The organism is Stenotrophomonas sp. STM01 (genome assembly GCF_014852135.1).
GTDB lineage: Bacteria > Pseudomonadota > Gammaproteobacteria > Xanthomonadales > Xanthomonadaceae > Stenotrophomonas > Stenotrophomonas capsici.
The window spans coordinates 941,576-964,835 of the sequence record NZ_JACVBA010000001.1; the positions used below are offsets into that span (position 1 = coordinate 941,576).

The 23,260-nt window shown below is 67.7% G+C and carries 18 protein-coding genes; 10 read left to right on the forward strand and 8 right to left on the reverse strand.

The window, feature by feature from the left end; all coding sequences use genetic code 11:
- Positions 1–247: 247 nt before the first annotated feature.
- Entirely contained in the window at positions 248–3,010 is a 2,763-nt protein-coding gene (locus IB227_RS04295; RefSeq protein WP_192286436.1) for a TonB-dependent receptor, read from the forward strand.
- A gap of 535 nt (positions 3,011–3,545) precedes the next feature.
- On the opposite strand, the gene IB227_RS04300 is transcribed toward IB227_RS04295, so the two are convergent.
- The gene (locus IB227_RS04300) at positions 3,546–5,159 is read right to left on the reverse strand and encodes an alpha-glucosidase (protein ID WP_192286437.1); all 1,614 of its coding nucleotides are present in this window, start codon (positions 5,157–5,159) and stop codon (positions 3,546–3,548) included.
- Positions 5,160–5,339: 180 nt separating this feature from the next.
- Here IB227_RS04300 and IB227_RS04305 point away from each other — a divergent pair, with 180 nt between their 5' ends.
- Both IB227_RS04305 and IB227_RS04310 read left to right on the forward strand, forming a co-directional pair.
- Positions 5,340–6,338, forward strand: a complete 999-nt coding sequence (locus tag IB227_RS04305; RefSeq protein ID WP_192286438.1) for a polyprenyl synthetase family protein — start codon at positions 5,340–5,342, stop codon at positions 6,336–6,338.
- Positions 6,339–6,341: 3 nt separating this feature from the next.
- Positions 6,342–6,584: a helix-hairpin-helix domain-containing protein gene (locus IB227_RS04310; protein WP_192286439.1), complete on the forward strand. Its 243-nt coding sequence runs from the start codon at positions 6,342–6,344 to the stop codon at positions 6,582–6,584.
- Between the two features lie 79 nt (positions 6,585–6,663).
- On the opposite strand, the gene IB227_RS04315 is transcribed toward IB227_RS04310, so the two are convergent.
- The 4 genes from IB227_RS04315 to IB227_RS04330 all read right to left on the reverse strand — a co-directional run bounded on the left by IB227_RS04315 (position 6,664) and on the right by IB227_RS04330 (position 13,089).
- Positions 6,664–7,461, reverse strand: coding sequence for a dienelactone hydrolase family protein (locus IB227_RS04315; RefSeq protein WP_192286440.1), 798 nt, complete (start codon positions 7,459–7,461; stop codon positions 6,664–6,666).
- A 187-nt stretch (positions 7,462–7,648) separates the two neighbouring features.
- On the reverse strand, positions 7,649–9,055 hold the full coding sequence (murD, locus tag IB227_RS04320; protein ID WP_192286441.1) for a UDP-N-acetylmuramoyl-L-alanine--D-glutamate ligase: 1,407 nt from the start codon (positions 9,053–9,055) through the stop codon (positions 7,649–7,651).
- Positions 9,036–10,418, reverse strand: coding sequence for a UDP-N-acetyl-alpha-D-muramoyl-L-alanyl-L-glutamate epimerase (gene murL / locus IB227_RS04325; RefSeq protein WP_192286442.1), 1,383 nt, complete (start codon positions 10,416–10,418; stop codon positions 9,036–9,038). Before murL ends, murD begins: the two co-directional genes overlap by 20 nt.
- Positions 10,419–10,485: 67 nt before the next feature.
- On the reverse strand, positions 10,486–13,089 hold the full coding sequence (locus IB227_RS04330; RefSeq protein ID WP_192286443.1) for a bifunctional aspartate kinase/diaminopimelate decarboxylase: 2,604 nt from the start codon (positions 13,087–13,089) through the stop codon (positions 10,486–10,488).
- Positions 13,090–13,427: 338 nt separating this feature from the next.
- On the opposite strand from IB227_RS04330, the gene IB227_RS04335 reads away from it, so the two are divergent.
- From IB227_RS04335 to IB227_RS04360, 6 genes are all read left to right on the forward strand, one after another.
- Positions 13,428–14,297 (forward strand): PhzF family phenazine biosynthesis protein, encoded by an 870-nt coding sequence (locus tag IB227_RS04335; protein WP_192286444.1) that lies wholly within the window; start codon positions 13,428–13,430, stop codon positions 14,295–14,297.
- A 34-nt stretch (positions 14,298–14,331) separates the two neighbouring features.
- Positions 14,332–15,192, forward strand: a complete 861-nt coding sequence (locus tag IB227_RS04340) for a PhzF family phenazine biosynthesis protein (RefSeq protein ID WP_192286445.1) — start codon at positions 14,332–14,334, stop codon at positions 15,190–15,192.
- Between the two features lie 79 nt (positions 15,193–15,271).
- Positions 15,272–16,147: a PhzF family phenazine biosynthesis protein gene (locus IB227_RS04345; RefSeq protein ID WP_192286446.1), complete on the forward strand. Its 876-nt coding sequence runs from the start codon at positions 15,272–15,274 to the stop codon at positions 16,145–16,147.
- Between the two features lie 41 nt (positions 16,148–16,188).
- The gene (locus IB227_RS04350; protein WP_192286447.1) at positions 16,189–17,022 is read left to right on the forward strand and encodes an SGNH/GDSL hydrolase family protein; all 834 of its coding nucleotides are present in this window, start codon (positions 16,189–16,191) and stop codon (positions 17,020–17,022) included.
- Between the two features lie 60 nt (positions 17,023–17,082).
- Entirely contained in the window at positions 17,083–17,439 is a 357-nt protein-coding gene (locus IB227_RS04355; protein ID WP_192286448.1) for a 5-carboxymethyl-2-hydroxymuconate Delta-isomerase, read from the forward strand.
- Between the two features lie 36 nt (positions 17,440–17,475).
- The gene (locus tag IB227_RS04360; RefSeq protein WP_192286449.1) at positions 17,476–18,096 is read left to right on the forward strand and encodes an SMI1/KNR4 family protein; all 621 of its coding nucleotides are present in this window, start codon (positions 17,476–17,478) and stop codon (positions 18,094–18,096) included.
- A 40-nt stretch (positions 18,097–18,136) separates the two neighbouring features.
- On the opposite strand, the gene IB227_RS04365 is transcribed toward IB227_RS04360, so the two are convergent.
- Complete coding sequence (locus IB227_RS04365; protein ID WP_192286450.1) at positions 18,137–18,550, reverse strand: hypothetical protein; 414 nt, start codon at positions 18,548–18,550, stop codon at positions 18,137–18,139.
- A 95-nt stretch (positions 18,551–18,645) separates the two neighbouring features.
- Here IB227_RS04365 and IB227_RS04370 point away from each other — a divergent pair, with 95 nt between their 5' ends.
- Positions 18,646–19,008: a GFA family protein gene (locus IB227_RS04370; RefSeq protein WP_192286451.1), complete on the forward strand. Its 363-nt coding sequence runs from the start codon at positions 18,646–18,648 to the stop codon at positions 19,006–19,008.
- Positions 19,009–19,618: 610 nt separating this feature from the next.
- Here IB227_RS04370 and IB227_RS04375 read toward each other — a convergent pair.
- A complete protein-coding gene (locus IB227_RS04375; protein WP_192286452.1) occupies positions 19,619–21,964 on the reverse strand; it encodes a TonB-dependent receptor in 2,346 nt (781 codons plus the stop codon).
- Between the two features lie 225 nt (positions 21,965–22,189).
- Positions 22,190–23,191, reverse strand: coding sequence for a PHB depolymerase family esterase (locus IB227_RS04380; protein ID WP_192286453.1), 1,002 nt, complete (start codon positions 23,189–23,191; stop codon positions 22,190–22,192).
- Between the last annotated feature and the right edge of the window lie 69 nt (positions 23,192–23,260).

The window sequence follows — 23,260 nt, forward strand, 5'->3', positions numbered from 1 at the left end:
CGCGTTGGCAATGGCTTCGCGGCCGGGGCCGCGGCTGCGGGCATCGCTCGCCTGCCGGAAGCGTTTTCACCGCCATTCCACCACCGCAAAACCCATTGAATACGTATGCAGGGCGATTCCGCGACGTTGCCCGCTGATTACCATGCGAGACATGTCGCAGGCAGCCCCATCGCACCGCCGACACGTGCACGGAGACCACTCCGGCATGCAGAAAAAACAATCCGACGACATTACCTGGGAGGGGAGAATGTTGAACACCAAGCGCAACCTGTTGAGCGCGGCGCTCGCGTCCGCCATCGCACTGACCGCCACCGGCGTCCAGGCGCAAACCGCCGACGAAACCGCCAAGAAGGCCGACGCCACCGACCTGGACACGGTCACCGTCACCGGCATCCGCCGCGGCATCGAGAGCGCCATCTCGGTCAAGCGTGATTCCACCTCGATCGTGGAAGCCATCTCGGCCGAGGACATCGGCAAGCTGCCGGACGTGAGCATCGCCGAGTCGATCGCCCGCCTGCCCGGCCTGGCCGCCCAGCGCGTCGCCGGCCGCGCCCAGGTCATCAGCGTGCGTGGTCTGTCGCCCGACTTCGCCACCACGCTGCTCAACGGGCGCGAGATGGTCAGCACCGGCGACAACCGCAGCGTCGAGTTCGACCAGTACCCGTCGGAACTGATCAGCGGTGTCACCGTCTACAAGACCCCGGACTCGGGCCTGGTCGGCCAGGGCCTGTCCGGCACGCTGGACATGCAGACCGTGCGCCCGCTCAGCTACGGTGACCGCGTGATCGCCATCAGCGGCCGCTACCAGAAGAACTCGCTGGGCGAAGCCGCCGGCGAAGACCCGTATGGCAACCGCATCAATGCCAGCTTCGTCGACAAGTTCGCCGACGACACCATCGGCCTGGCGATCGGTTACTCCCACTCGGAGATGTCCAAGCAGGAGAACCAGGTCGGCCTGTACGAGCCGTGGCAGGCCCTGGGGGGCGATGACTGGCGCCCGGGCGTCACCGCCGGCACCTACTATTCCGACGGCATCAAGGCACTGCGCCGCACCGGCCACTCCAAGCGCGACGGCGTGATGGCCACCCTGCAGTTCCGTCCCAACAACACCTGGACGAGCACGCTGGACGCCTTCTACACCAAGGCCAAGGAGTACGACACCGCCAACCAGATGGAGATCCACCTGGGCGACTACAACGGCGGCTACGGCCGGCTGGATGTCACCGACGTGGTGGTCAACGACAACGGCAGCTTCGTCAGCGGCACCGCGCACAACGTCTACCCGCTGGTGCGCGGCATGTACAACCACCGCGAAGACAGCATCAAGGCACTGGGCTGGAACAACGAGTTCAACTTCGAGCGCGTGCGCGTGGTGGCCGACGTCAGCTGGTCCAAGGCCGAGCGCGACGAGATCAACCTGGAGAACAACCTGCAGCTGTTGCCGGCACCGCAGCTGGATTCGGTCAAGCTCAACTTCGGTGGCGGCAGCTTCCCGCAGTTCACCCCGGGCATGGACTACTCCGACTACAGCAAGCTGTACCTGACCAACACCATCTATGGCTCTGGCTACGGCAAGACCCCGCACGTGGACGACGAGCTGAAGGGCGTCAAGCTGATGGCGACCTTCCCGGTGCCGGACGGCTTCAACTGGTTCTCCGACTTCGACGTGGGCGTGAACTACGCCGACCGCAGCAAGAACAAGACCCAGGCCGAAGGCAACATCAACCTCGGCGCGCAGGGCATCACCAGCATCGACGGAGACCTGCAGTACAAGCCTGTCAACCTGGGCTTTGCCGGTGCCGGCTACATCCCGGCCTGGAACGTGCCCGCCGCCGTGGCCCGCTACATGGTATTCAACCCGACCACCACCGAGAGCTACCTGATCCCGAAGCAGTGGACGGTGGACGAGGAGATCACCACCACCTTCCTGCGTGCCAACATCAGCACCCAGATCGGCTCGATCCCGGTGCGCGGCAACGTCGGCATCCAGGCCCAGCACGTGCGCCAGTCCTCCAGCTCGAACTACTGGGATGGCGGGCAGCCGGTCGGCAGCCAGGTCATCCCGATCAACGAAGGCAAGAGCTACCTCGACTTCCTGCCGAGCCTGAACCTGGCCTTCGAACTGCCGGCCGAGAACACCGTGCGCTTCGCCCTGGCCCGCCAGGTCGCACGCCCGCGCGTGGATGAGCTGCGCGCGTCGATGGAATTCGGCGTGGATACCAACAACGGCAAGCCCGGCGCCAGCGGCGGCAACCCGAACCTGGACCCGTGGGTGGCCAACGCGGTCGACCTGTCCTGGGAGAAGTACTTCGGCAACAAGGCCTACGTGGCTGCCGCGGTGTTCTACAAGGACCTGAAGACCTACATCTACACCGAGAAGCGCGACGGCTATGACTTCACCCAGCAGGTCGATGCCTGGCTGGAAGCCAACGCCATTTCGCTGCCGCCGGGCGTGGTGGTCGACAAGACCGGCACCTACACCGCACCGTTCAACGGCAACGGTGGCAGCCTGCGCGGCGCCGAGCTGACCGCCTCGCTGCCGCTGGACCTGTTCTTCGAAGGCCTGCGCGGCTTCGGCGTGGTCGCCAGCGCCAGCTTCAACGACAGCAACATCACCATCCCGCCGGACCCGGGCACCACCTCCAGCGTCGGCTCCGAACCGATCATGCTGCCGGGCCTGTCCAAGCGCGTGTACAACTTCACCGCCTACTACGAGAACAGTGGCTTCGAAGTGCGCCTGAACCAGCGCAAGCGCTCGGACTTCATCGGTGAGATCGGCAACTTCAACGGCAACCGCACCCTGCGTTACGTCAAGGGCGAGGACGTGCTGGATGCGCAGGTGGGCTACAGCTTCGGCGACGGCACGATGTTCAAGGGCCTGAGCCTGTTCCTGCAGGCCAGCAACCTGACCAACTCCAAGTACGAGACCTACGCCGGCAGCAAGGACCGTCCGCTGGAAACCGTGGAATGGGGCCGCACCTACCAGGTTGGCGTGAACTACAAGTTCTAAGCCGTTCTGGCCGGAGACACAGTAAAGGCCCGCTGCGTGTGCAGCGGGCCTTCTGCGTTGGTGGCAACGATGTCGTGGCGGGTTACCGGGATGCCGTGATGGGGTACCGGGGAAGTGTTTTCAGCCCGGCGGGAGTGCCGTCCAGGAGCAACCTGCTGGCACTGCACTGGTGCTGGTGCTGATACAGCAGCGGCGAACTCTGCCTGGGAAGTTGTGTCCGGATCTCCCCACAGGTGGGAAGCGCTTTGGCTTTGGCTCTTGCTTTGGCTCTGCTCTGGCCTTGGCTTCGGCTTTCGATTCAGCATTGGCCTTTGTCATTCCCTTCTCCCGCTTGCGGGGGAAGGTGCCCGGAGGGCGGATGGGGGAGCTTTGGCTTGGCTTCAACTTTGGATTGCAGCCAAGAGCACCCTCACCCCAACCCCTCTCCCGTGAACGGGAGAGGGGCTTAAGCCACAACAAAAGCCACAGCCACAGCCACAGCCAAAGAAAAGGCGGAGATGCCATCTCCGCCTGCATGAAAGAGAGAAACGGGAACTCAGCTGCGACGTGCGCAGTACACCGCGTTTCCAGCCAGTACCAGTTCGCCAGCTTCCAGCGCACCGGCCACTGGACCCGGCAGCGCCAAGGCCTGCCACTCCCCGGCCGGCAGCGCATGCCGCACCGTATCCCCTGACAGATTGAACGCCAGCAGCAAGGTCTCATCGCCCGCCTGACGTTCGAACAACAACACCGGCTCAGTGCTGTCCAGGAAGCGGATCGTCCCCTCCACCAACGCCGGATGCGCCTTGCGCCAGCGCAGGAAGCTGCGGAAGGCATGCAGTGTCGAATCACCGTCCGCTTCCTGCGTTTGCACCGACAGCGCGCGATGCTCGGCCGGAATCGGCAGCCACGGCTTGCCCTGGGTGAAACCGGCCAGGGCCTGGTCCGTCCACGGCATCGGCGTGCGGCAGCCGTCGCGGCCCTTGAAGTTCGGCCAGAAGGTGATGCCGTACGGGTCCTGCAGTGCCTCGAACGGCACGTCCGCCTCGCCCAGCCCCAGCTCCTCGCCCTGGTAGATGCAGACCGAGCCACGCAGCGAGCACACCAGCGCGACCAGCATCCTGGCCAGCTGCGGATTGGCCGGGTGGCCGCCCCAACGCGTCACTGCGCGCTGCACGTCGTGGTTGGACACCGCCCAGCACGGCCAGCCGTCGCGCATGGTCGCTTCCAGCTTTTCCACGGTGCTGCGGATGTACTCCACGCTGTAGTCGTCCACCAGCAGCTCGAAGCTGTAGCCCATGTGCAGGCGGCCCGGCGCCGTGTACTCGGCGGTGGTGGCCAGCGAATCCTCCGAGGAGATCTCGCCCAGCGTCACCGCGCCCGGGTACTGGTCGAGCAACGCGCGCAGGCGCTCCAGGAAGCCGATGTTCTCCGGGCGGGTGTTGTTGTAGTAGTGGTACTGGAAGGCGTACGGGTTGTCCGGGCTGAAGCCGCGGCCCACGCGCTGGTCTTCCGGCTTGGGCGGGTTGTCGCGCAGCTGCGCGTCGTGGAAGCAGAAGTTGATGGAGTCCAGGCGGAACCCATCCACGCCCCGGTCCAGCCAGAACTTCACGTAGTCCAGCGTCGCCTGCTGCACCGCCGGGTTATGGAAATCCAGGTCCGGCTGCGAGGACAGGAAGTTGTGCAGGTAGTACTGGCGGCGGCGCGGTTCCCAGCGCCAGGCCACGCCGCCGAAGATCGACAGCCAGTTGTTCGGCGGCGTGCCGTCCTCGCGTGCGTCGGCCCACACGTACCAGTCGGCCTTGGGGTTGTCGCGGCTCTCGCGGCTTTCCTTGAACCAGGCGTGCTCCACCGAGGTGTGGCTGAACACCTGGTCGATCATCACCTTCAGGCCCAGCGCATGCGCCTTGGCCAGCAGGCGGTCGAAGTCGGCCAGGTTGCCGAACAACGGGTCGACGTCGCGCTGGTCGGCGATGTCGTAGCCGAAATCGGCCATCGGCGACTTGAAGAACGGCGAGACCCAGATCGCATCCACGCCCAGCGAGGCGATGTAGTCCAGGCGCTCGATGATGCCCGGCAGGTCGCCCACGCCATCCCCATCGGTATCCAGGTAGCTGCGCGGATAGATCTGGTAGATGACGGCGCCGCGCCACCATGGAGTCTTCGACATCGAGCGCCCCCCTCCGGGCTTCAGGAGCCCCGCTGGGGGCTGGAAACAGATGCCGGTCAGCTTAGCGTCGCCACTTTGCCGGTGGTGTCGCTTGCATACGTATTCACTGGGCCGGAAGCGTTTCCGGCCCCCCGGGGCGCACACCGCCTATAATCGCCGGGTACCCCCAGAAGCAACCGTATGAGCCTCGCCGAAGACCTCCGCCCCGCGCTGGGCCTGCCCGCCATCCAGACCCTTGCCGCGCCGGACATGGCCGCGGTCGATGCGCTGATCCGCCGCCGCCTGTCCTCGGACGTGGTGCTGATCAACCAGATCGCCGACCACATCATTTCCGCCGGCGGCAAGCGCCTGCGGCCGATGCTGGTGATGCTGGCCGGCCACGCGGTCGGCGGTGCCGGGCCGGAGCACCACCAGCTGGCGGCGATCATCGAGTTCATCCACACCTCGACCCTGCTGCACGATGACGTGGTCGACGAATCGGACCTGCGCCGGGGGCGCAGCACCGCCAACGCGCTGTGGGGCAACGCGCCGAGCGTGCTGGTCGGTGACTTCCTGTACTCGCGCAGCTTCCAGCTGATGGTCGAACTGGACCGCATGCCGGTGATGCAGATCCTGGCCGACACCACCAACCGTATCGCCGAGGGCGAGGTGCTGCAGCTGCTGCACGTGCACAACCCGGACACCGACGAGGCGGCCTACCTGCGCGTGATCGAGCGCAAGACCGCCGTGCTGTTCGCCGCCGGTACCCGCCTGGGTGCGCTGGCCACCGGTGCCGACGAGGCGGTGCAGCGGAAGCTGTTCGACTACGGCATGCACCTGGGCTATGCGTTCCAGATCGCCGACGACGTGCTGGACTACTCGGCCAACGCCGACGAGCTGGGCAAGAACCTGGGCGACGACCTGGCCGAGGGCAAGGCCACGTTGCCCCTGATCCACGCCATGGCGCATTCGGACGAAACCACCCGCCAGCGCCTGCGCGAGATCGTGCAGAACGGCGATGCCACTGCCATGCCGGAAGTGCTGGCCGCCATCCATGCCACCGGCGGCCTGGACTACAGCCGCAAGCGTGCGATGGAATATGCCGACGCGGCCGAACAGGCGCTGGAAGGCCTGCCGGAAAGCGACGCCGTCGCCGCCCTGCGCGGCCTGGCCCGCTACGCCATCGAGCGCAGCCACTAAGCCATGGCCGAAGGCTTCAGCGCCGAAGAGCGCACCGTGCTGCTGGCGGTAAAGGGCGTGGGTGCCACCGTGGTGGCACGGCTGGAGCAGCTGGGCTTCCACTCGCTGGCACAGCTGGCCGACGCCGAGACGATGGACATCGTGACCCAGGCCTCGGCCATGCTGGGCAGCAGCTGCTGGCGCAACAGTCCGCAGGCCCGCGCGGCGATCAGCGGCGCCATCGACGCCGCCCGCCAGGCCCGCTGATCGCACGCGCTTCAGCGGAGCCATGCCCCGCTGAAGCCTTGCCGGAAGCCCCCTGCCGAGCGTGGCCCGGCCCGACGGCTCAGTGCTCCAGGCGCTCTTCCAGGAAGTTGTCCATCATCTTCCATGCACGCTTGGCGGCGCGCGGGTCATACAGGCAGCCCGGCGGGCTGTTGGCATCCGATTCGGCGAAGCAATGCACCGCGCCGCTGAAATTGACGAACTGCCAGTCCGCGCCGGCGCCGTCCATTTCCGTGCCGAACGCAGCGATGTCCCCGGCACTGACGCCCTGGTCGGCCGCGCCATTGAGCACCAGCATCGGCACCTTGCCACTGCCCGCAGCGGCCGGGCTCGGCGTGGACAGGCCGCCGTGCAGGCTCACCACGCCGGCCAGCGGCATGCCCGCGCGCGCCATCTCCAGCACCGTGGTACCGCCGAAGCAGAACCCCACCGCACCGATATGGGCGACATCCAGCGGTGCCTTGCCGGCCTGTGCCTTCAGCGCCTCCAGCGCGGCCTGGGCACGCGCACGCAGTTCGGCGCGGTTCTCGCGCAGCGGCTTGGAGGCCGCGGCGGCTTCATCGTTGTCCTTCGGGCGCACTTGCTTGCCGTAGACGTCGGCGACCAGCACCACGTAGTCGTCGCCGGCGATCTGCTCGGCCTTGGCGACGGCCGAGGCATTCACGCCCCGCCAGTTCGGCACCATCACCACGCCCGGGCGGCGCGCATCCCCCTCGTCGTCATAGACCAGCACCCCGCTGTAGGTGGCGCCGCCGTGCTGCCATTCGACCGGGCGCTGCTGCATTTTCGCCAAGGCCGGCATCGCCGCCGAAAGACTCAAAGCCAACGCTGCCAACTGCCACTTTCGTGCTGCTTGCATGGGAGTGCTCCGGGTTGGGTTGTGTCGCGGAGTCTACGGGCAAACGCGGCCCTCACCCCAACCCCTCTCCCGTGAACGGGAGAGGGGCTCCGATTGCTGCGGCTCGTAGCGCACTGGCCCCTCTCCCGCCTGCGGGAGAGGGGTTGGGGTGAGGGGAAGCTTCTGGCCCAAGAAGCCAGCGCCCCGCTCAGCCCACGCCCAATCCCGGAATCGCGCTGATCAGGTCCGGATCAAACCCGGCCAATTCAGCGAAATGACGACCACGCGCCACGTAGTCCTTGTAGGCACCGAAACTCGGCGCACCCGGCGACAGCAACACCACCCCGCCCTGTGTACCCAGCGCATCACGCGCCAGTTCCACCGCATGCGGCAGGTCGCCGCCGGCATGCAGGCCAAACCGGCCCTCATCGGCCAAGGGCTGCAGCAGGGCGTGGATGCGCGGGCCATTGGCGCCCATGGTCACGATCTCCACCGGCGCGTCGTCGCGCATGTGCGCGGCGAAATCGTGCCAGTCCACGCCGCGGTCATGCCCGCCAACCAGCAGCGCGATGCGTTGCCCGGCGAAGCAGTCCAGCGCGGCCAGCGAGGCATGCGGCGTGGTGCTGATCGAATCATTGACCCAACGCAACCCGTCGCGCTCGCCCAGCGTCTGCAGGCGATTGGGCAGCGGACGGAAGCCCTGCACCGCCGGGGCCAAGGCCATCGCATCCAGGCCCATCGCTTCCAGCGCGGCCAGCACCGCGCACAGGTTGCCGCGGTTATGACGCCCCGGCAGTGGCGTGTTCGAGGTATCGAACACTGGCTGCGCACCGCGATGCACCACCTCGCCCACCATGTGCCAACCCTCGGGTTGGTTGAACCACACGATCTGGCTATGCGGCAGCTGCAGCGCGCGCAGGTGTTCGTCGGCGGCGTTGAGCACCGCGACACGCGGATGCCCGCCAGTCACCAGCGACAGCTTGTCGTCGATGTAGCGCTGCTCGCTGCCGTGCCAGTCCAAGTGCTCGGGAAAGAGGTTCAGCACGATCGCCACGTCCGGGCGCGCGCCGCTGCGCGCCACTTCGCCGGTCTGGTAACTGGACAGCTCCACCGCCCAGTAGTCCGGCGCCGGCTGCGGGTCCAGCACTTCCAGCAGCGGCAAGCCGATGTTGCCCACCAGGCCGGTGCGATGCCCCGCCGCGCGCAGCAAGTGCGCCAGCAGCGAGGTGGTGGTGCTTTTGCCCTTGGTGCCGGTCACGCACACCGTGTTGGGCAGGTTGCCGTCGGCATCGGCGTGTTCGCTGAACCACAGCGAGGTACCGCCGATGAACTGCGTGCCCTGCGCGCTGGCCTGCTGCGCCGCGGGTGTGTACGGGCTGATGCCCGGTGACTTGATCACCACCTCGAAGCGCGACAGTGCCGCGCCCGTGATGTCGGTTTCCACCTGCAGCGCGCCAGCGGTCTCGGCACGCGCCTGCTCGGCCTCGGCCAGCGGGCAGAACAGCGTCAGCGACAGCCGTGGCAGGCGTTGGCGCAGTACCGCGAACGCGGCACGGCCCTCACGCCCCCAGCCCCACAGCGCGACACGCTTGCCGTCAAGCTGCGAAATTCGCACGCAGACGCTCCCACAGTGCTGCCGGGATGCGGTGTTCGCCGTCGATGACCAGCAACGGCTCGATCTTCAATTCTTCCGCCGACAGCGTCGGCTGGATCAGGTTGGCGAAACGCTTCACCAACACGTCTTCCTTCCATTCCGGACGCGCGGCCAGGGTGGCCATCGCCGCGCGCGATTCCTTGCCCTCGCCCACGCATTCGAACGGCTTGTGGTCCTGGAACTCCAGCAGCGCGTCGTAGCCGCCGGCCTGCTCGCTGTCATCGAGCAGGTTGCGGCCGAAGATGCGCACCAGGCGCGTCTTGGGCATGAACGGGGCCAGCGCCAGGAACACGAAGTGGCACTTGGGGCACACGCCGCACCAGCGGTTCACCGGGCGCTCGCCGAGGATGTGGAAGTTGCGGTTGCAGCTGGAGAAATGCGCGTCGTAGAAATCGGTCCTGGCGAACTGGCGGGCTACCGCCAGTTCCGAGAGCGGTCGCAGCAATGAGTAGTACTGCAGGTCGGCGGCCACGTGCTGCTGCACGTACTCACCGAACGCCTTCTCGAAGGCCCAGCCCTTGGACCACTGGTGGTTGACCTCGCCGGTGCCGGCGATCTGGCTGCCGTAGCTGGCCGAACGCTCGTTGGAGAACACCACCTGGTCCACGCCCTGTACCAGCGCGGCCAGCACCATGATCGCCGAGTTCACCGCGGTGACCGGGATATGCCCGTTCCATGCACCCTGGCGATTGAGCTCGAACAGCTCCGGGGCGAGCGTGCGGCCGATGTTGAGCATCGGCAGGCCGGTGCGTTCGGCACAGGCGCGGATCAGCTGCGAGCCACCGATCCAGGTGACGGTTTCGGCCACGCCGGCATTGCGCAGGGCTTCGATGCTGACCAGCGAATCCTTGCCGCCGCCGATGGCGACCAGGGCATGGTGGGTGAGGTTGAGATCATTGGCTTTGCTGCCCTCTCCCCAACCCCTCTCCCGCAGGGAGAGGGACTCATTCACTGGCAGCTTGAACCTGCCGCGCAGGTTCAGGCCATTGCGGTAGGCGAACTCCCCCAGGCCGTTGAGATAGACGGTTTCCACCAGTGCGGCGGTGTCGGCATCGATGGCATAACTGTCGATGCTGACCTGCGCGGGTACGCCAGCCTTGTAGTAACTCACGCCGGCGATCAGGTGCAGCAGCTGCAAGGCACGCTGCACGGCTGCGGCGCGTTCGCCCTCCAGCTGGAACGGTGCACCCGGCACGGTGACGGTCTCGGTCATCTCCGGGCCGTCGTCGAAGGCGTAGACCAGCCGCGCCACGCCGGTGTCCGCGGCGAAATCGCAGCGGACGAAGCGGAAACGGGAAACCTGGTGTTTATCAAAAGCTGTCATGGCGTATCCGAATCAAACGAACCGTTTTCGCGCGGGCGCGCGGCGGGACGACAAAAAGAGGTGGGCGTCAGGCATTGACCACGCCTTCGCGCGGCAGGACGCGCTGGTTGTAGGTACTGGCCATGCTGAAACCATAGGCACCGGCATCGGCGATCAGCATCACGTCCCCCGGCGCGGTGGCGCCGGGCAGCTTCACGCGTTGCGCGAACACGTCGCTGGATTCGCAGATCGGGCCGACCACGCTGAAATCAACATCACGCGCATCGTCCAGCCGCGACAGGTTGGCGATGTCGTGCCAGGCGTCGTACAGCGCCGGGCGCAGCAGGGCGTTCATGCCGGCATCCAGGCCGACGCGGCGCACGCCGTCCTTCTCCACCACCTGCGAGGCATGGGTGAGCAACACGCCGGACTCGGCCACCATGAAGCGGCCGGGCTCGACCGCCAGCTGGAACGCCGGGTGCACCGCCTTGATCGCGGCCAGGCCGGTGGCCCAGGCGTCCAGGTCGAACGGCTCGTCGTCGTCGCTGTACGGCACCGGCAGGCCACCGCCGATGTCCAGGATCTCCACGCTGCCGATGCGGCGCGCGAAACCGGCCATTTCATCGACCATCTGCTGCCAGTGGCCGGCGTTCTCGATGCCGCTGCCCAGGTGCGCGTGCACGCCGGTGATGCGGATATCCAGCGCGCGCGCGGCGGCGATGAACTCGTCCACGCGCAGCGCCGACAGGCCGAACTTGGAATCCTTGCCGCCGGTGTTGACCTTCTTGTGGTGGCCGTCGCCATGGCCCAGGTCGATGCGCACCCACAGCTTGCGGCCGCGGAACACCTCCGGCCAGTGCTGCAGCAGCTCGACGTTGTCGATGGTGACATTGACACCGCGCGCCAGCACCGCGGCGTACTCACTGATCGGCGCGAAGCTCGGGGTGAACAGCACGCGCTCCGGCGCCAGGTCCGGCACCGCCGCGAACACCAGCTCCACTTCCCCTTGCGACACGCATTCCAGGCCGAACCCTTCGGCGGCCAGGGTGCGCAGGATGTCCGGGTGCGAGTTGGCCTTGATCGCGTAGAAACGGCGGTCGATGGCGCTGATGGCGTTCAACTGGCGGGCGCGCTCGCGCACCTTGTCCAGGTCGTAGATGTAGGCCGGCGTGCCCTGTGCGGCCAGCTCCAGCAGCTTCTGGCGCTGCTGCGGCGCCTGCCACCACGGCGTCTGCCGGGGGCGGATGGTGCCGATGATCTCGCGCCAGCGCGGACCGAACACCTGCTCTTCGTAGACCGGCATCGCGCCGCTGCCGATCAGCTCGTCGTGCAGGATCGGCAGCAACCCGTCGGCGTCGGCCTCGTCGATGACGAAGGTCAGGTTCAGGTCGTTGGACGACTGGGAGATCATGTGCACGCGCTCCTTGCCGAACGTGGCCCACACGTCGGAGAGCTTGTACAGCAGCGAGCGCATGCCACGGCCGACCAAGGTGATGGCCGCGCACGGCACGATCACCTTGACCTTGCAGATCTCCGACAGGTCGGCCGACAACGCGGCCAGCACGTCGGTGTTGACCAGGTTCTCGGACGGGTCCAGCGACACGGTCACGTTGGTCTCGGCCGAACCGATCAGGTCCACCGACAGGCCGTGCTTCTTGAACAGGTTGAACACGTCGGACAGGAAGCCGACCTGCTGCCACATGCCGATGCCTTCCATCGACACCAGCACGATGCCGTTGCGGCGGCTGATCGCCTTCACCCCCGGCACCGGCTCGGCGTTGCCGTCGATGCTGGTGCCCGGCATGTGCGGGCGCTCGGTGTCGAGGATGGCCATCGGCACGCCGGCGTCACGGCACGGCTTGATCGAGCGCGGGTGCAGCACCTTGGCACCGGTGGTGGCGATTTCCTGCGCCTCGTAGTAGTCCAGCCGGGTCAGCAGGCGAGCGTCGGGCACGTCCTTCGGGTTGGCGCTGAACATGCCCGGCACGTCGGTCCAGATTTCCACGCGGCTGGCACCGAGCAGCGCGCCGAAGTACGCGGCCGAGGTATCCGAGCCACCACGGCCCAGGATGGCGGTGCCACCATCGCCGTGGCGCGAGATGAAGCCCTGGGTGATCAGCATGCGCGTGGGCTGCGCGGAGAAACGCGGCTTGAAGTCGGCATCGCCCTGCCACTGGCAGTTCACCGACAGGCGCTGCGACCAGGCAGTCTGGTTCGGTGCCGGCGGCTGCGCATGCAGCCACTGGCGGGCGTCCATCCAGCCGAAATCCAGGCCGTTGCTGCGCAGGTAGGCGGCACCGATGCTCGAGGACAGCAGTTCGCCCTGCCCCAGCACCTCGGCCTGCCAGTCCAGCGGGCGGCTGGCGGCGCGCGGGTCGTCCAGCAGCGACTGCAGCGCGGCCAGCCGTTCGGCCAGTACCTCGCTGCCGAGCTCCAGCTCGGCGAGGAAGTCGTTGTGGCGCTGGACCAGCGCGGCCACCCGTTCACGGCTGTCTGCCGCGCCGTCGGCGATGGCGGTCAGTTCATTGGTGACGCCGGACAGCGCCGACACCACCACCAGAACACGCCCACCGGTCTCGTCCGCACGTTTTTTCGCCAGTTCCCCGATCGTGTTCCAACGATGCCGACGGGACACCGAGGTGCCACCGAACTTGAGGACGATCCAGCGATCAGCGATTGGGGAAGCGGACATTGGCTTTGGAGGTTCACAGTGGGAGAAAGACCCGGCAATGCGGGCGGAACCCCCGATTCTATGCCAAGGCCCATGGGGCCGGACCGCTGATTTCGGGAGATACCATTCCAGCCCGCCCCCTCCCGGGGCGAAGAAAGTAGCACTTGCAACGATCCGGGTCATCCACCTGAACAGCCAACCCGTAGAAGCGCCCTCGGGCGCGAAGCCGATGGATCCCCCGGTTGCGCGATTCGGGACACCGATGCCTCGCCAGCTTCGCGGCCGAGGACGCTCCCACCCGTGGTGCGACATTTACGTGCGGCTTGCCTAAGCTGGCCTGCCCTGTTCCCCACACCGCAATGACCGTTCGCCGCTATCTGCAGTTGGATGTGTTCTCCGCCCGGCCCGGCGCCGGCAACCCGTTGGGCGTCGTTCTCGACAGCGATGGGCTGGACAGCCAGGACATGCAGGCCATCGCGGCCTGGCTGAACCTGTCCGAGACGGTCTTCCTGCTGCCCTCGGATGACGAGGCCAGTTACCGCGTCCGCATCTTCACCCCATGCTGCGAGCTGCCGTTCGCAGGCCACCCCAGCGTGGGGGCGGCATGGGCAGCGCTGACCTGCGGGCGGGTGCGCCCGCGCAACGGCCTGCTGGTCCAGCAATGCGCGGCCGGTCGGCTGCCGGTACGGGTGTCCGGCCCGCCGCAGGCACCGCTGATCGAGTTGGCCAGCCCGCCACCGCGACGGCTGCCGGATCCCCCCGGGGCGGTCCCCGCGCAACTGCGTGCACTGGCCGCCGCCGGCCAGTCGCCGGAGCTGTGGGACAACGGCCCGCGCTGGTGGCTGCTGCCGGCGCGCGACGCCGCCAGCCTGCGTGCGCTGGTCGCGGACATGGCCGCGCTGCGCGACTGGAGCATCGCCACCGCTGCCACCGGCGTGGCCCTGTTCGCCCCCGAGCCCTGCCCGACGCATGCGCTGGTGGTGCGCGCGTTCTGCCCTGCCGATGCGCCTGACGTCCCCGAGGATCCGGTCACCGGAAGCGCCAACGCACTGATCGCGGCGTGGTTGCGGGAGCGCGCCCAACTGCCGGGCACCGATGGCTGCTATGTCGCCAGCCAGGGCCGCGAAGTCGGCCGCGACGGTCAGGTGCAGCTCCGCGTGGAGGCGCAGGGTGACATCTGGATCGGCGGCCAGGTCCAGCGGGTGATCCAGGCAAACCTGCACTGGTAAGCTGCCCGGCCCCCTTCCTGGAGTGTCCCCCGCGATGGCCGTACGCCGTTATCTGCAGCTGGATGTGTTTTCCGCCCGTCCCGGCGCCGGCAACGCGTTGGGCGTGATCGTCGACAGCGACGGCCTGGACAGCCAGGGCATGCAGGCCATCGCCGCCTGGCTGAACCTCTCCGAGACCATCTTCTTCCTGCCGCCGGACGAGGGCGCCAGTTACCACATCCGCATCTTCACCCCGAAGGGCGAGTTGCCCTTCGCCGGCCACCCCAGCGTGGGCGCGGCGTGGGCGGCGGTCGAACTGGGCCTGGCCACGCCGGACGAGGACGGCCGGCTGGTGCAGCAGTGCGCCGCCGGGATGCTGCCGGTCCACGTGCAGGGCGGGCGCTGGTTCCGCCAGATCAAGGTCCGCAGCCCGCAGGCCGAGCGCCGCGAGCAGCCCGTCCCGGTCCTGCCCGATGGCCTGGCCACCCTGGCCTATCCTGGCCAGAGCCCGGTGCTGTGGAACAACGGACCGGACTGGTGGCTGCTGCAAGCCTCCAGCGAGGCCGCGTTGCGCCGCTACATCCCGGAGCTGGCGGCCATCGCCGCCCTGCCCGGGCGCGGCAAGCTGGCCGTGTTTGCCCCGGCCGACCGCCCGGACGTGGGCTACCAGTACGTCGTGCGCGCCTTCGCGCCCGGCGTGGGCGTCAACGAGGACCCGGTGACCGGCAGCGCCAACGCGCTGGTCGCCGCGCACCTGCTCGCGCAGGGCCGGATCAAGCCCGGCGACCAGTACCTGGCCAGCCAGGGACGCGAACTGGGCCGTAACGGCGAAGTGCGGGTGCAGGTGGATATCGATTCCCAGATCTGGATCGGCGGTGAGGTGCAGCCGGTGATCTCCGGCCAGATCGAGTGGTGATGTCGCACCCTCTCCCCCACCCCGCTCCCGCCACGCGGGAGAGGGGCTGTCTACCGTATTGCTACTCCACGGATTGCCCATGACCACCCGTCGCTTCCTGCAACTTGATGTCTTCGCACCGCGCCCCGGCACCGGCAACCCGCTGGCGGTCGTGCTCGACGCCGACGGCCTGGACGATGCCGCCATGCAGGCCATCGCCCGCTGGACCCGCTTGCCCGAGACCACCTTCATCAGTGCGCCGACCGTTCCCGGCGCCAGTTACCGCATCCGCATGTTCGCGCCGCAGAAGGAAGTGCCGTTCGCCGGCCACCCCAGCGTCGGCAGCGCACATGCGGTACTCGAAGCCGGCGTCGCCGCGGCGGTCGATGGCCAGTTGATCCAGGACGGCATCGCCGGCCAGCTGCCGCTGCGCATCCACACGCAGGACGGCGTGCGCACCATCGCCATCCGCACTCCGCGTGCCTCGGTGGCCGAAGTGGCCACCGCCGATGACGCGCGCCTGCAACCGGCAATCCATGGCTGGCCGCTGGGCGAACTGCCGCCGGCGCTGATGGAGGGCGGCCGCCGCTGGTGGGTGGTGGAGGTGGCTGACGAAGCCAGCCTGCGCGGCCTCGCACCGGACTGGGAGGCGATCGCCACACTGGCCGAGGCCACCGGCGCGATGGGCGTGTTCGCCTACGCCCGCAGCAGCGGCGAGGGCTACCAGCTGGTCGTGCGCGCCTTCGTCGGCAACGGTCGACGTTTCGAGGACGCCGCCTCCGGCGCGGCCAACGCCGTGCTTGCGGCATGGCTGGACGAACGTGGCGCCCTGCCCGGCAGCGGCAAGCGCTACACCGCCAGCCAGGGGCGCGAGGTCGGCCACGACGCCTTGCTGGAGCTGAGCATCGACGACCACGGCGAGGTCTGGTCCGGCGGCCAGGTGCAGACCGTCATCCAGGGAACCATCGACTGGTAAGCCGGGTCACAGCGGCCTGGTCTCCTGAAGGGAAGCATGCAATGCGCAGATGGATCCTGTTGGCCGCGCTCTGGTTGTCCGCCGTCACCCCGGCCTGCGCCGTGCAGCCCGCGCCGCCCCAGCGCATCCTGTTCGTGGGCAACAGCCTCACCTACTACGGCAACCTGCCGGCGACCTTCGCCGCGCTGGCCCAGGCCAACGGCCATGCGGTCGAGGCCGAGATGATCCTTGAGGGCGGCGCCACGCTCAGCGAGCGGCTGGCCGATGGCAGCGTGCAGACAGCGCTGGCCGGACGACGACCGCAGGTGCTGGTGCTGCAGGAACGCGGCGGCGACCTGCTCTGCCTGGGCGGGCGGCAACGGTGCGAGCAGTCGCAGCATGCGCTGCAGGTACTGGCCGAGGCCGCCCGCGCCGTGCAGGCGCGCGTGCTGGTGCTGGGCACCTACCAGGCCAATGCGCAGGCCTCGGCCGCGCTGGTGGAAAAGGAAGCCGCGGCCGCGCGCCAGGCCGGTGCGGAATACGTCGAGATCTCGCAGACCCTGGCCGACCTCTCGCGGCACCTGCCGGACCTGCCCTGGTATGCGGAAGACGGCATGCACCCCGGACCGGCGTTGACCCTGCTCGATGCAATCATGCTCCATCGCGCCCTGTACGGCATGCCGGAGGCACGCACGCTGGAGATCGACGCACCCCGCTATGGGGCCAACAGCGGGCTGCAGGCAGTGCTGCGCCGCGCCGATGCCGCCGCGCCCAACGCCGGCACGCCGCCGCATATCCACTACGAACATGCCCAGGTCGAGCGTCTTGTCCGTGCACTGGATCGCGCGACGCGCGCCACCGGCCCTGCACCGGCAACGCCGTCATCGGCGCATTGATCCGGCCGCCGCAGGCGATACTGCAGGCCTTCCTTCCACGCCGCCCCGTCCAGGTCCTGAATGCCACATCTCACCCTTGAATACAGCGACAACCTCGGCACCGCGATCAGCCCGGCCGTGCTGCGCGGCTTGAACCACGCCCTGGTCGCCACCGGCCATTTCGACGAGGCCGACATCAAGACCCGTGCGCTGGCGTTCGACTGCGTGGCCATTGGCACCGACAACGCGCCCCGCGCCTTCCTGGCGGCGACGCTGTCCCTGCTCTCCGGGCGCTCGCTGCAGGTTCGTCAGGAGATCGCCCGGGCCTTGCTGGCAGCGCTGGAAGCGGCCGTGCCGGCCAATGGCAATGCCCTGCAGACCAGCGTGCAACTGGTCGAGATCGAACGCGACAGCTATGCCAAGTCCCACCGCGCCTGAGCCACCGGCGCCCTATCCACACCGCCAAGGACAGCCATGACCACCCTCCAGGCGCTGCACCATGCCATCGACGCGCACAACGGTACGTTCCTATGTGAAGCACTGGACGATGCCAACATCACCCGCACCATCGACTTCCGCCATCGGCTGGCCCCGGCGCAAGGCATCGAAGGCGTCCCTGACCTGGCGGGCCTGCGTGACTTCTACCGGCAGTTCGGCGGTGTGTTGTTCTACGGCGACGAGGACAGCGGTGAAGCCGCCGTGCGGCTCGCCGCGCCGTCGGAGTGGGCGCTGCTGCGTTCCGGGTTCGATGGCTGGACCGAGGACATGGCCGAAGACGAACGCGAGGAGTACCTGCCGGAATGGGCCGATGATGCGCTGGTGGTCGGCGAGGAACCCCGCACCGGCAACTACCTGCTGATACCCACCCACGGCGCCGATGCCGGGAAGGTCTTCCTGTTCGACCATGACGGGTTCGAGTTCACCGAACAGGCCCCGGACCTGCTGGGCTACGCCTGGAAGCAGCTCGACCCGGATGACAGCGCCCTGCTGGCGATGGCCACCCACCTGCGTTTCATCAGCGATGCCACGCCGCACCAGTGGTGGATACGCGAGCTGCGCGACAACCGCGGCAACCTCGCGCGCACCCACGCGTGAGCCGTGTAGTGGAGGCGCGGCTTCGGCCGCGCCTGATCGACTAGACCGGTCGTCGTCCCAAGCGATAGCCCAGCCATGCGAATGGCAGGTAGGCCAGCACCACGTCCAGCGCCTCGAACCAGCGTGGCGCCGGCAGCATGAAGCAACTGGCGATGCCACCGGCCAGGAACAGCACGCCGATCACGGCCGCCGGCACCCGGCTCACGCGGCCGACGATCCAGGTGGCCAGCAGCGCGCCGGCGAACGTGCCCAGTGCGTGGGCCAGGAAGGGAAAGACGAAATGGGCCGGCCCCAGCAGCGGCATCGCCGCCGCCAGGCCTTCGCTGGTGGTGGTATCCACGCCCGCCGGCGCTGGTACCACCCGTGCGCCCAGCAGGATCAGCCCCATGTTCACCGCGCTGCCGACGACCAAGCCCACCACCACGGCCAGCAGCCCTTTCAGGAATGCGCGCATCGACCCTCTCCCATGACGCCCGATGATGCGCCAGTATGATCCGCCCCGCGCGGCCAGGCACGTCGGCGCGCAGCATGACCCAAACGGAGCCCCGCATGCCCCACCGCCCCCTGCAGACCTACCGCGGCAGCTGCCACTGCGGCGCGGTCAGCTTCCGCATCCAGACCGACTTCCCCGAGCTGACCACCTGCGACTGCTCCATCTGCCGGCGCCGGAACGCGCTGATGGTCAAGGTGCACGAATCCGCGTTCGAACTGCTGTCCGGGCAGGAGCAACTGGTCGAGTACCAGTTCCATACCCGCACCGCGCACCATTACTTCTGCGCCACCTGCGGCATCTACCCGTTCCACCGCAAGCGGGTGACGCCGGACTTCTATGGCATCAACGTGTTCTGCCTGGAGGACTTCGACCCGACCGGCATCCCGGTGCGCGCCACGGTCGGAGCCGGCATGGCGTAAACCAACCGGCGTTCGCAGGGCTTGGTTTGCTTTTGGCTTTGGCGGTTCCCTTCTCCCGCTGGCGGGAGAAGGTGCCTGCAAGGCGGATGAGGAGGCTGCACGCAGCGTGCTTCCCGCACCGTCCAGATGCGATACCTCCGCGAAGTGCCCTCACCCCAACCCCTCTCCCGCACGCGGGAGAGGGGCTCACGCAGACAACGGCGCCTGCAAGGCCGATGCGGAGGCTGCGCGCAGCGTGCTTCCAGCACCGTCCAGGGGCGATACCTCCGCGGAGTGCCGTCACCCCAACCCCTCTCCCGCACGCGGGAGAGGGGCTCACGCAGACAACGGCGCCTGCAAGGCCGATGCGGAGGCTGCGCGCAGCGTGCTTCCAGCACCGTCCAGGGGCGATACCTCCGCACAGCGCCCTCACCCCAACCCCTCTCCCGCTCGCGGGAGAGGGGCTCAAGCAGACAATGGCGCCCGCAAGGCGGATGAGGGAGCTGCGCTCAGCGTGCTCCCAGCACCGTCCAGGGGCGATACCTCCGCACAGGGCCCTCACCCCAACCCCTCTCCCGCACGCGGGAGAGGGGCTAAAAAACGCGAGTCGCCATCAGGCCCCGTTGAACACTTATCGCCAGTTGTAGTTGAACGAGACGCCGATGATGCGCGGTTCGTTGTACACCGCGGCCATGTAGTTCTCGATCACGCCCTTGAGGTTCTTCTCGTTGGTGATGTTGCGCGCGAACGCCGCCACTTCCCAGGCACCGTAGCCGCCGGTGTAACCCACGCGCAGGCCGCCTTCGAAGTTGCCCTTGGAATGGAACTCGTCGCTGCTGTACAGCACGAACTGGGTCTGCCCCTGCTTGTTCCAGTCGGTGGCGAAGAACAATGCACCGTCGTCCCCCATTGGGACGTCGTAGCGGGCGGCCAGATTGAGGTTGTACCTGGGGGCGTTCGGCAGCGGGTTGCCGTCGATCTGCGCGTAGACATTGCTGCCGATCTTGATGGTCGGGTCGTTGACCGTGCACACCACCACGCCGTTGAGCGCACAGACCTGCGCATACACGCGCTTGTCCTGGATCTTGCTGTGCAGCAGGCTCAGGCCGGCGGTCAGCGACAGGTTCGGGATCGGGCGCCAGTCCAGGTCGGCCTCCAGGCCGTAGGCCCGGGCCTTGTCGGCGTTGAACAACACGCCGTTGCCGTTGGAGTCGTTGCCGTTGAGCTGGATGTCATCCACCGCATACGTGAAGCCACTGACGTTCAGGCGCAGGCGGTTGTCGAACAGGCTGCTCTTGATGCCGGCTTCCCAGGACAGGATGGTTTCCGAATCGGCGGTGGTGAAATCGGCGTTGAACACCGCCGAGCGGCCCTGGATGGTCGGGCCACGGAAGCCACGTGCCACGCGGGCGTACACGCTCAGTTCGGGGCTGACCTCGTACATCGCGCTCAGGTCCCAGCTGGGCTGGGTATCGGACATCGCCACATCGCGACGCCCCTTGTAGGTCACGGCCCCGGCGGCGGTGTCGGCGGTCTTGAGCAGGTGCGTGCGCTTCTCGTCCTTGGTGGCGCGGATGCCGGCGGTCAGGGTCAGCGCGTCGGTCGCCTTCCAGCTCACCTGGCCAAAACCAGCCCAGGAGGTGTTGGTGTTGCGCAGGCGCACCCAGTTGTTCGGATTGTGCGCGGCCGTCTGCAGGAACCAGGCGCGCTGGTAGAAATCGGTGGTGTCGCGGCCATTGAAGTAGAACCCGCCCACCTGCCATGACCACGGGTCGGTGCGGTTGGAAGCCAGGCGCACTTCCTGGGTGAACTGGTCCAGGTCGCGCACCTGTCCCATCGACTGGCCGTACCCGTTGGGCACGCCACCGACCGGGTAGTCCGCCGCGGCGCCGCCGTCGGTATCACCGCGGCTGTAGCCGGAGGTGGTTTCGTAGGCGCTGATCGACGTCAGCGTGGTGGTACCGAAGTCATAGGTCGCCTTGATCGATCCGCCGTGGGTCTTGTAGGCCTGCGGGTTGTTGCCGGCTTCGTCGTAGGCCACCTTGTCACGCGCCACGTCCACGCGGTTGCTGCCCTTGGTCAGCGCATTGCGCAGGAACAGGGTCGAGGTGCCTTCATAGTCGCGGGTGTGCGCCGAGGCCAGCAGCGAGAACTGCTCGTTGGGCTGCAACAGCAGCTGCAGGCGCAGGTTGCGGTCGTCGTAGCCGCCCATCGCGTCCTTCTTCGGCGTCACAGTGCCGTCGGCACTGGGGCCGCTGTAGGTGTTGTCCACCCAATCGTCGCGGTGCTGGTACAGGGTGGAGATGCGGTAGGACAGCACGTCGTTGATCGCACCGCCCATGCCGCCGTCGATGGACACGGTGTTGTAGCTGCCGTAGCTGACGTTGACCCGGCCGCTGCCCTCCTGGCTCGGCTTGACCGTGTCGAACTTGACGATGCCGGCAGTGGTATTGCGCCCGAACAGCGACCCCTGCGGGCCGCGCAGCACTTCCACCTGGTCCACGTCATAGACGGGGTTGGACTTGAGCACCACGTGCTCCAGCACCACGTCGTCCTGGATGATCGACACCGGCTGCGAGGCGCCCAGGTAGAAGTCGATGTTGCCCAGGCCGCGGATGTAGAAACGCGGGAAGATGCGCCCGGTGGTGGTCTCGGCATAGAAGCTCGGCACCCGGCCGGACAGCGCCAGCAGCGTGTCGTCGGCGCCTTCGGTATAGCTGCGCAGTGCTTCGCCCTGGACCACGCCAACCGAGACCGGGACGTCCTGCAGGTTCTGCTCGCGGCGCTCTGCGGTGACGGTGATGGTGTCCAGCGCGGTGGCCGCGCTGCGCTCGGCGCCTGGCGCGGCGTCCTGCGCCAGCGCGGACTGTGTGGCCAGCGGCAGGACCAGCAGAGCGCAAGCCTGCGCCAGCAGCGAGCGGCGCGGCAGCGTGCGGATGGAACGATTGAAAACACGTGAAACAGGGTGAAGCTGCATGGAGTTGCCCTTGGTTGGCAGGTGATGAGTCCGTTCGGCCCGGGCCGCACCGATGGCGCGGCATGAAAGCGCGCAGATCATCACTGCACAACATTGCAGTTGCGTAACACGGTCGCCCGCGTACGCGCCGGCCGGCCGACGGCCCGCCGTCCTCCATGCACCGCCGCCATCCCGGACCTGCATCAGGTCCGGGATGGCGGCAGGCAGATCACCAGGCGCCAGCGCTCAGCGCTGGTAGCCCTTCAGGAACAGCCAGGTGATCAGGGTTGCGTCCGGGCCCTTCGGGTCGGTGAACGGCAGCCCGGAGGTACTGCCACTCCAGGCATGCCCCATTCCGTGGATGACGTAGTGCTGGGCCAGCAGTTGTCCGCCATAGGTGTAGTTGTAGACGGTGTAGGCACGCCCGCCCGGCACTTGTCCGGCAATCGTGCTGGTGGGTACGTACTTGACCGAGTCGTTGTCGATGCCGTCATCGGCCAGGTCATTGGTCTGCAGGAACTGGCGCACCGCCTGCTGGCCGTTCACCGGGTTGACCGTGACATCGGCGCTGCCATGGAACACCAGCAGCGGGATCGGCCGTGGCGACGGCGAGCCCGAACACTCCCAGGCGCTGCGCCCGTTGCCGTCCGGGGAGTAGATGCTGCCGGCCAGCAGCGCGTAGGCGCTACCGGAAACGGTGGTCGCGCCCTTGTACATGCCACCGGAGTGCACCGCGCCGGCGGCGAACACGTCCGAGTAGCAGGCCAGCATGATCGAGGTCATCGCACCGCCGGCGGAGATGCCGGTGACGTAGACCCGCCGCGCATCCACGTTGTAGTCGCCCTTCACCGCATCCACGATCCCAGCCAGGATCGACGCTTCGCCGCTGCCGCGCGCCTGGTTGACCGGCAGTTGCCAGTTCCAGCAGCGTGCCGGGTTGGCGGTGACGTTCTGACGCGGGTACACCGTGATGTAGCCCTCCACGTCGGCCACGTCGTTGAAGCCGGAAGCCTCGCCCATCAGGTTCGGCCCGTTGACGCAGCCGTGCAGCACCAGCAGCAACGGCCGGGGTTGCGCCGGGTCGTAGCCGGCCGGTACCCACACCTGGTATTCACGGGCACCGTAAAGATTGCCGTATACCCCGAAATCCCAATGCCCCACCGCCTGCGCGTGCGCGGGGCCCGCCACTGCAAACCATGCACACAGGGCCAGCAGGCCCGCCTTGATCATCTCGATGCCGGATTTCATAGCCAGATCCTCATGCGTGAGTCGTGGATGAAGTCGTGCCGAAGTCACCACGGGGAGAAGCACACCCGC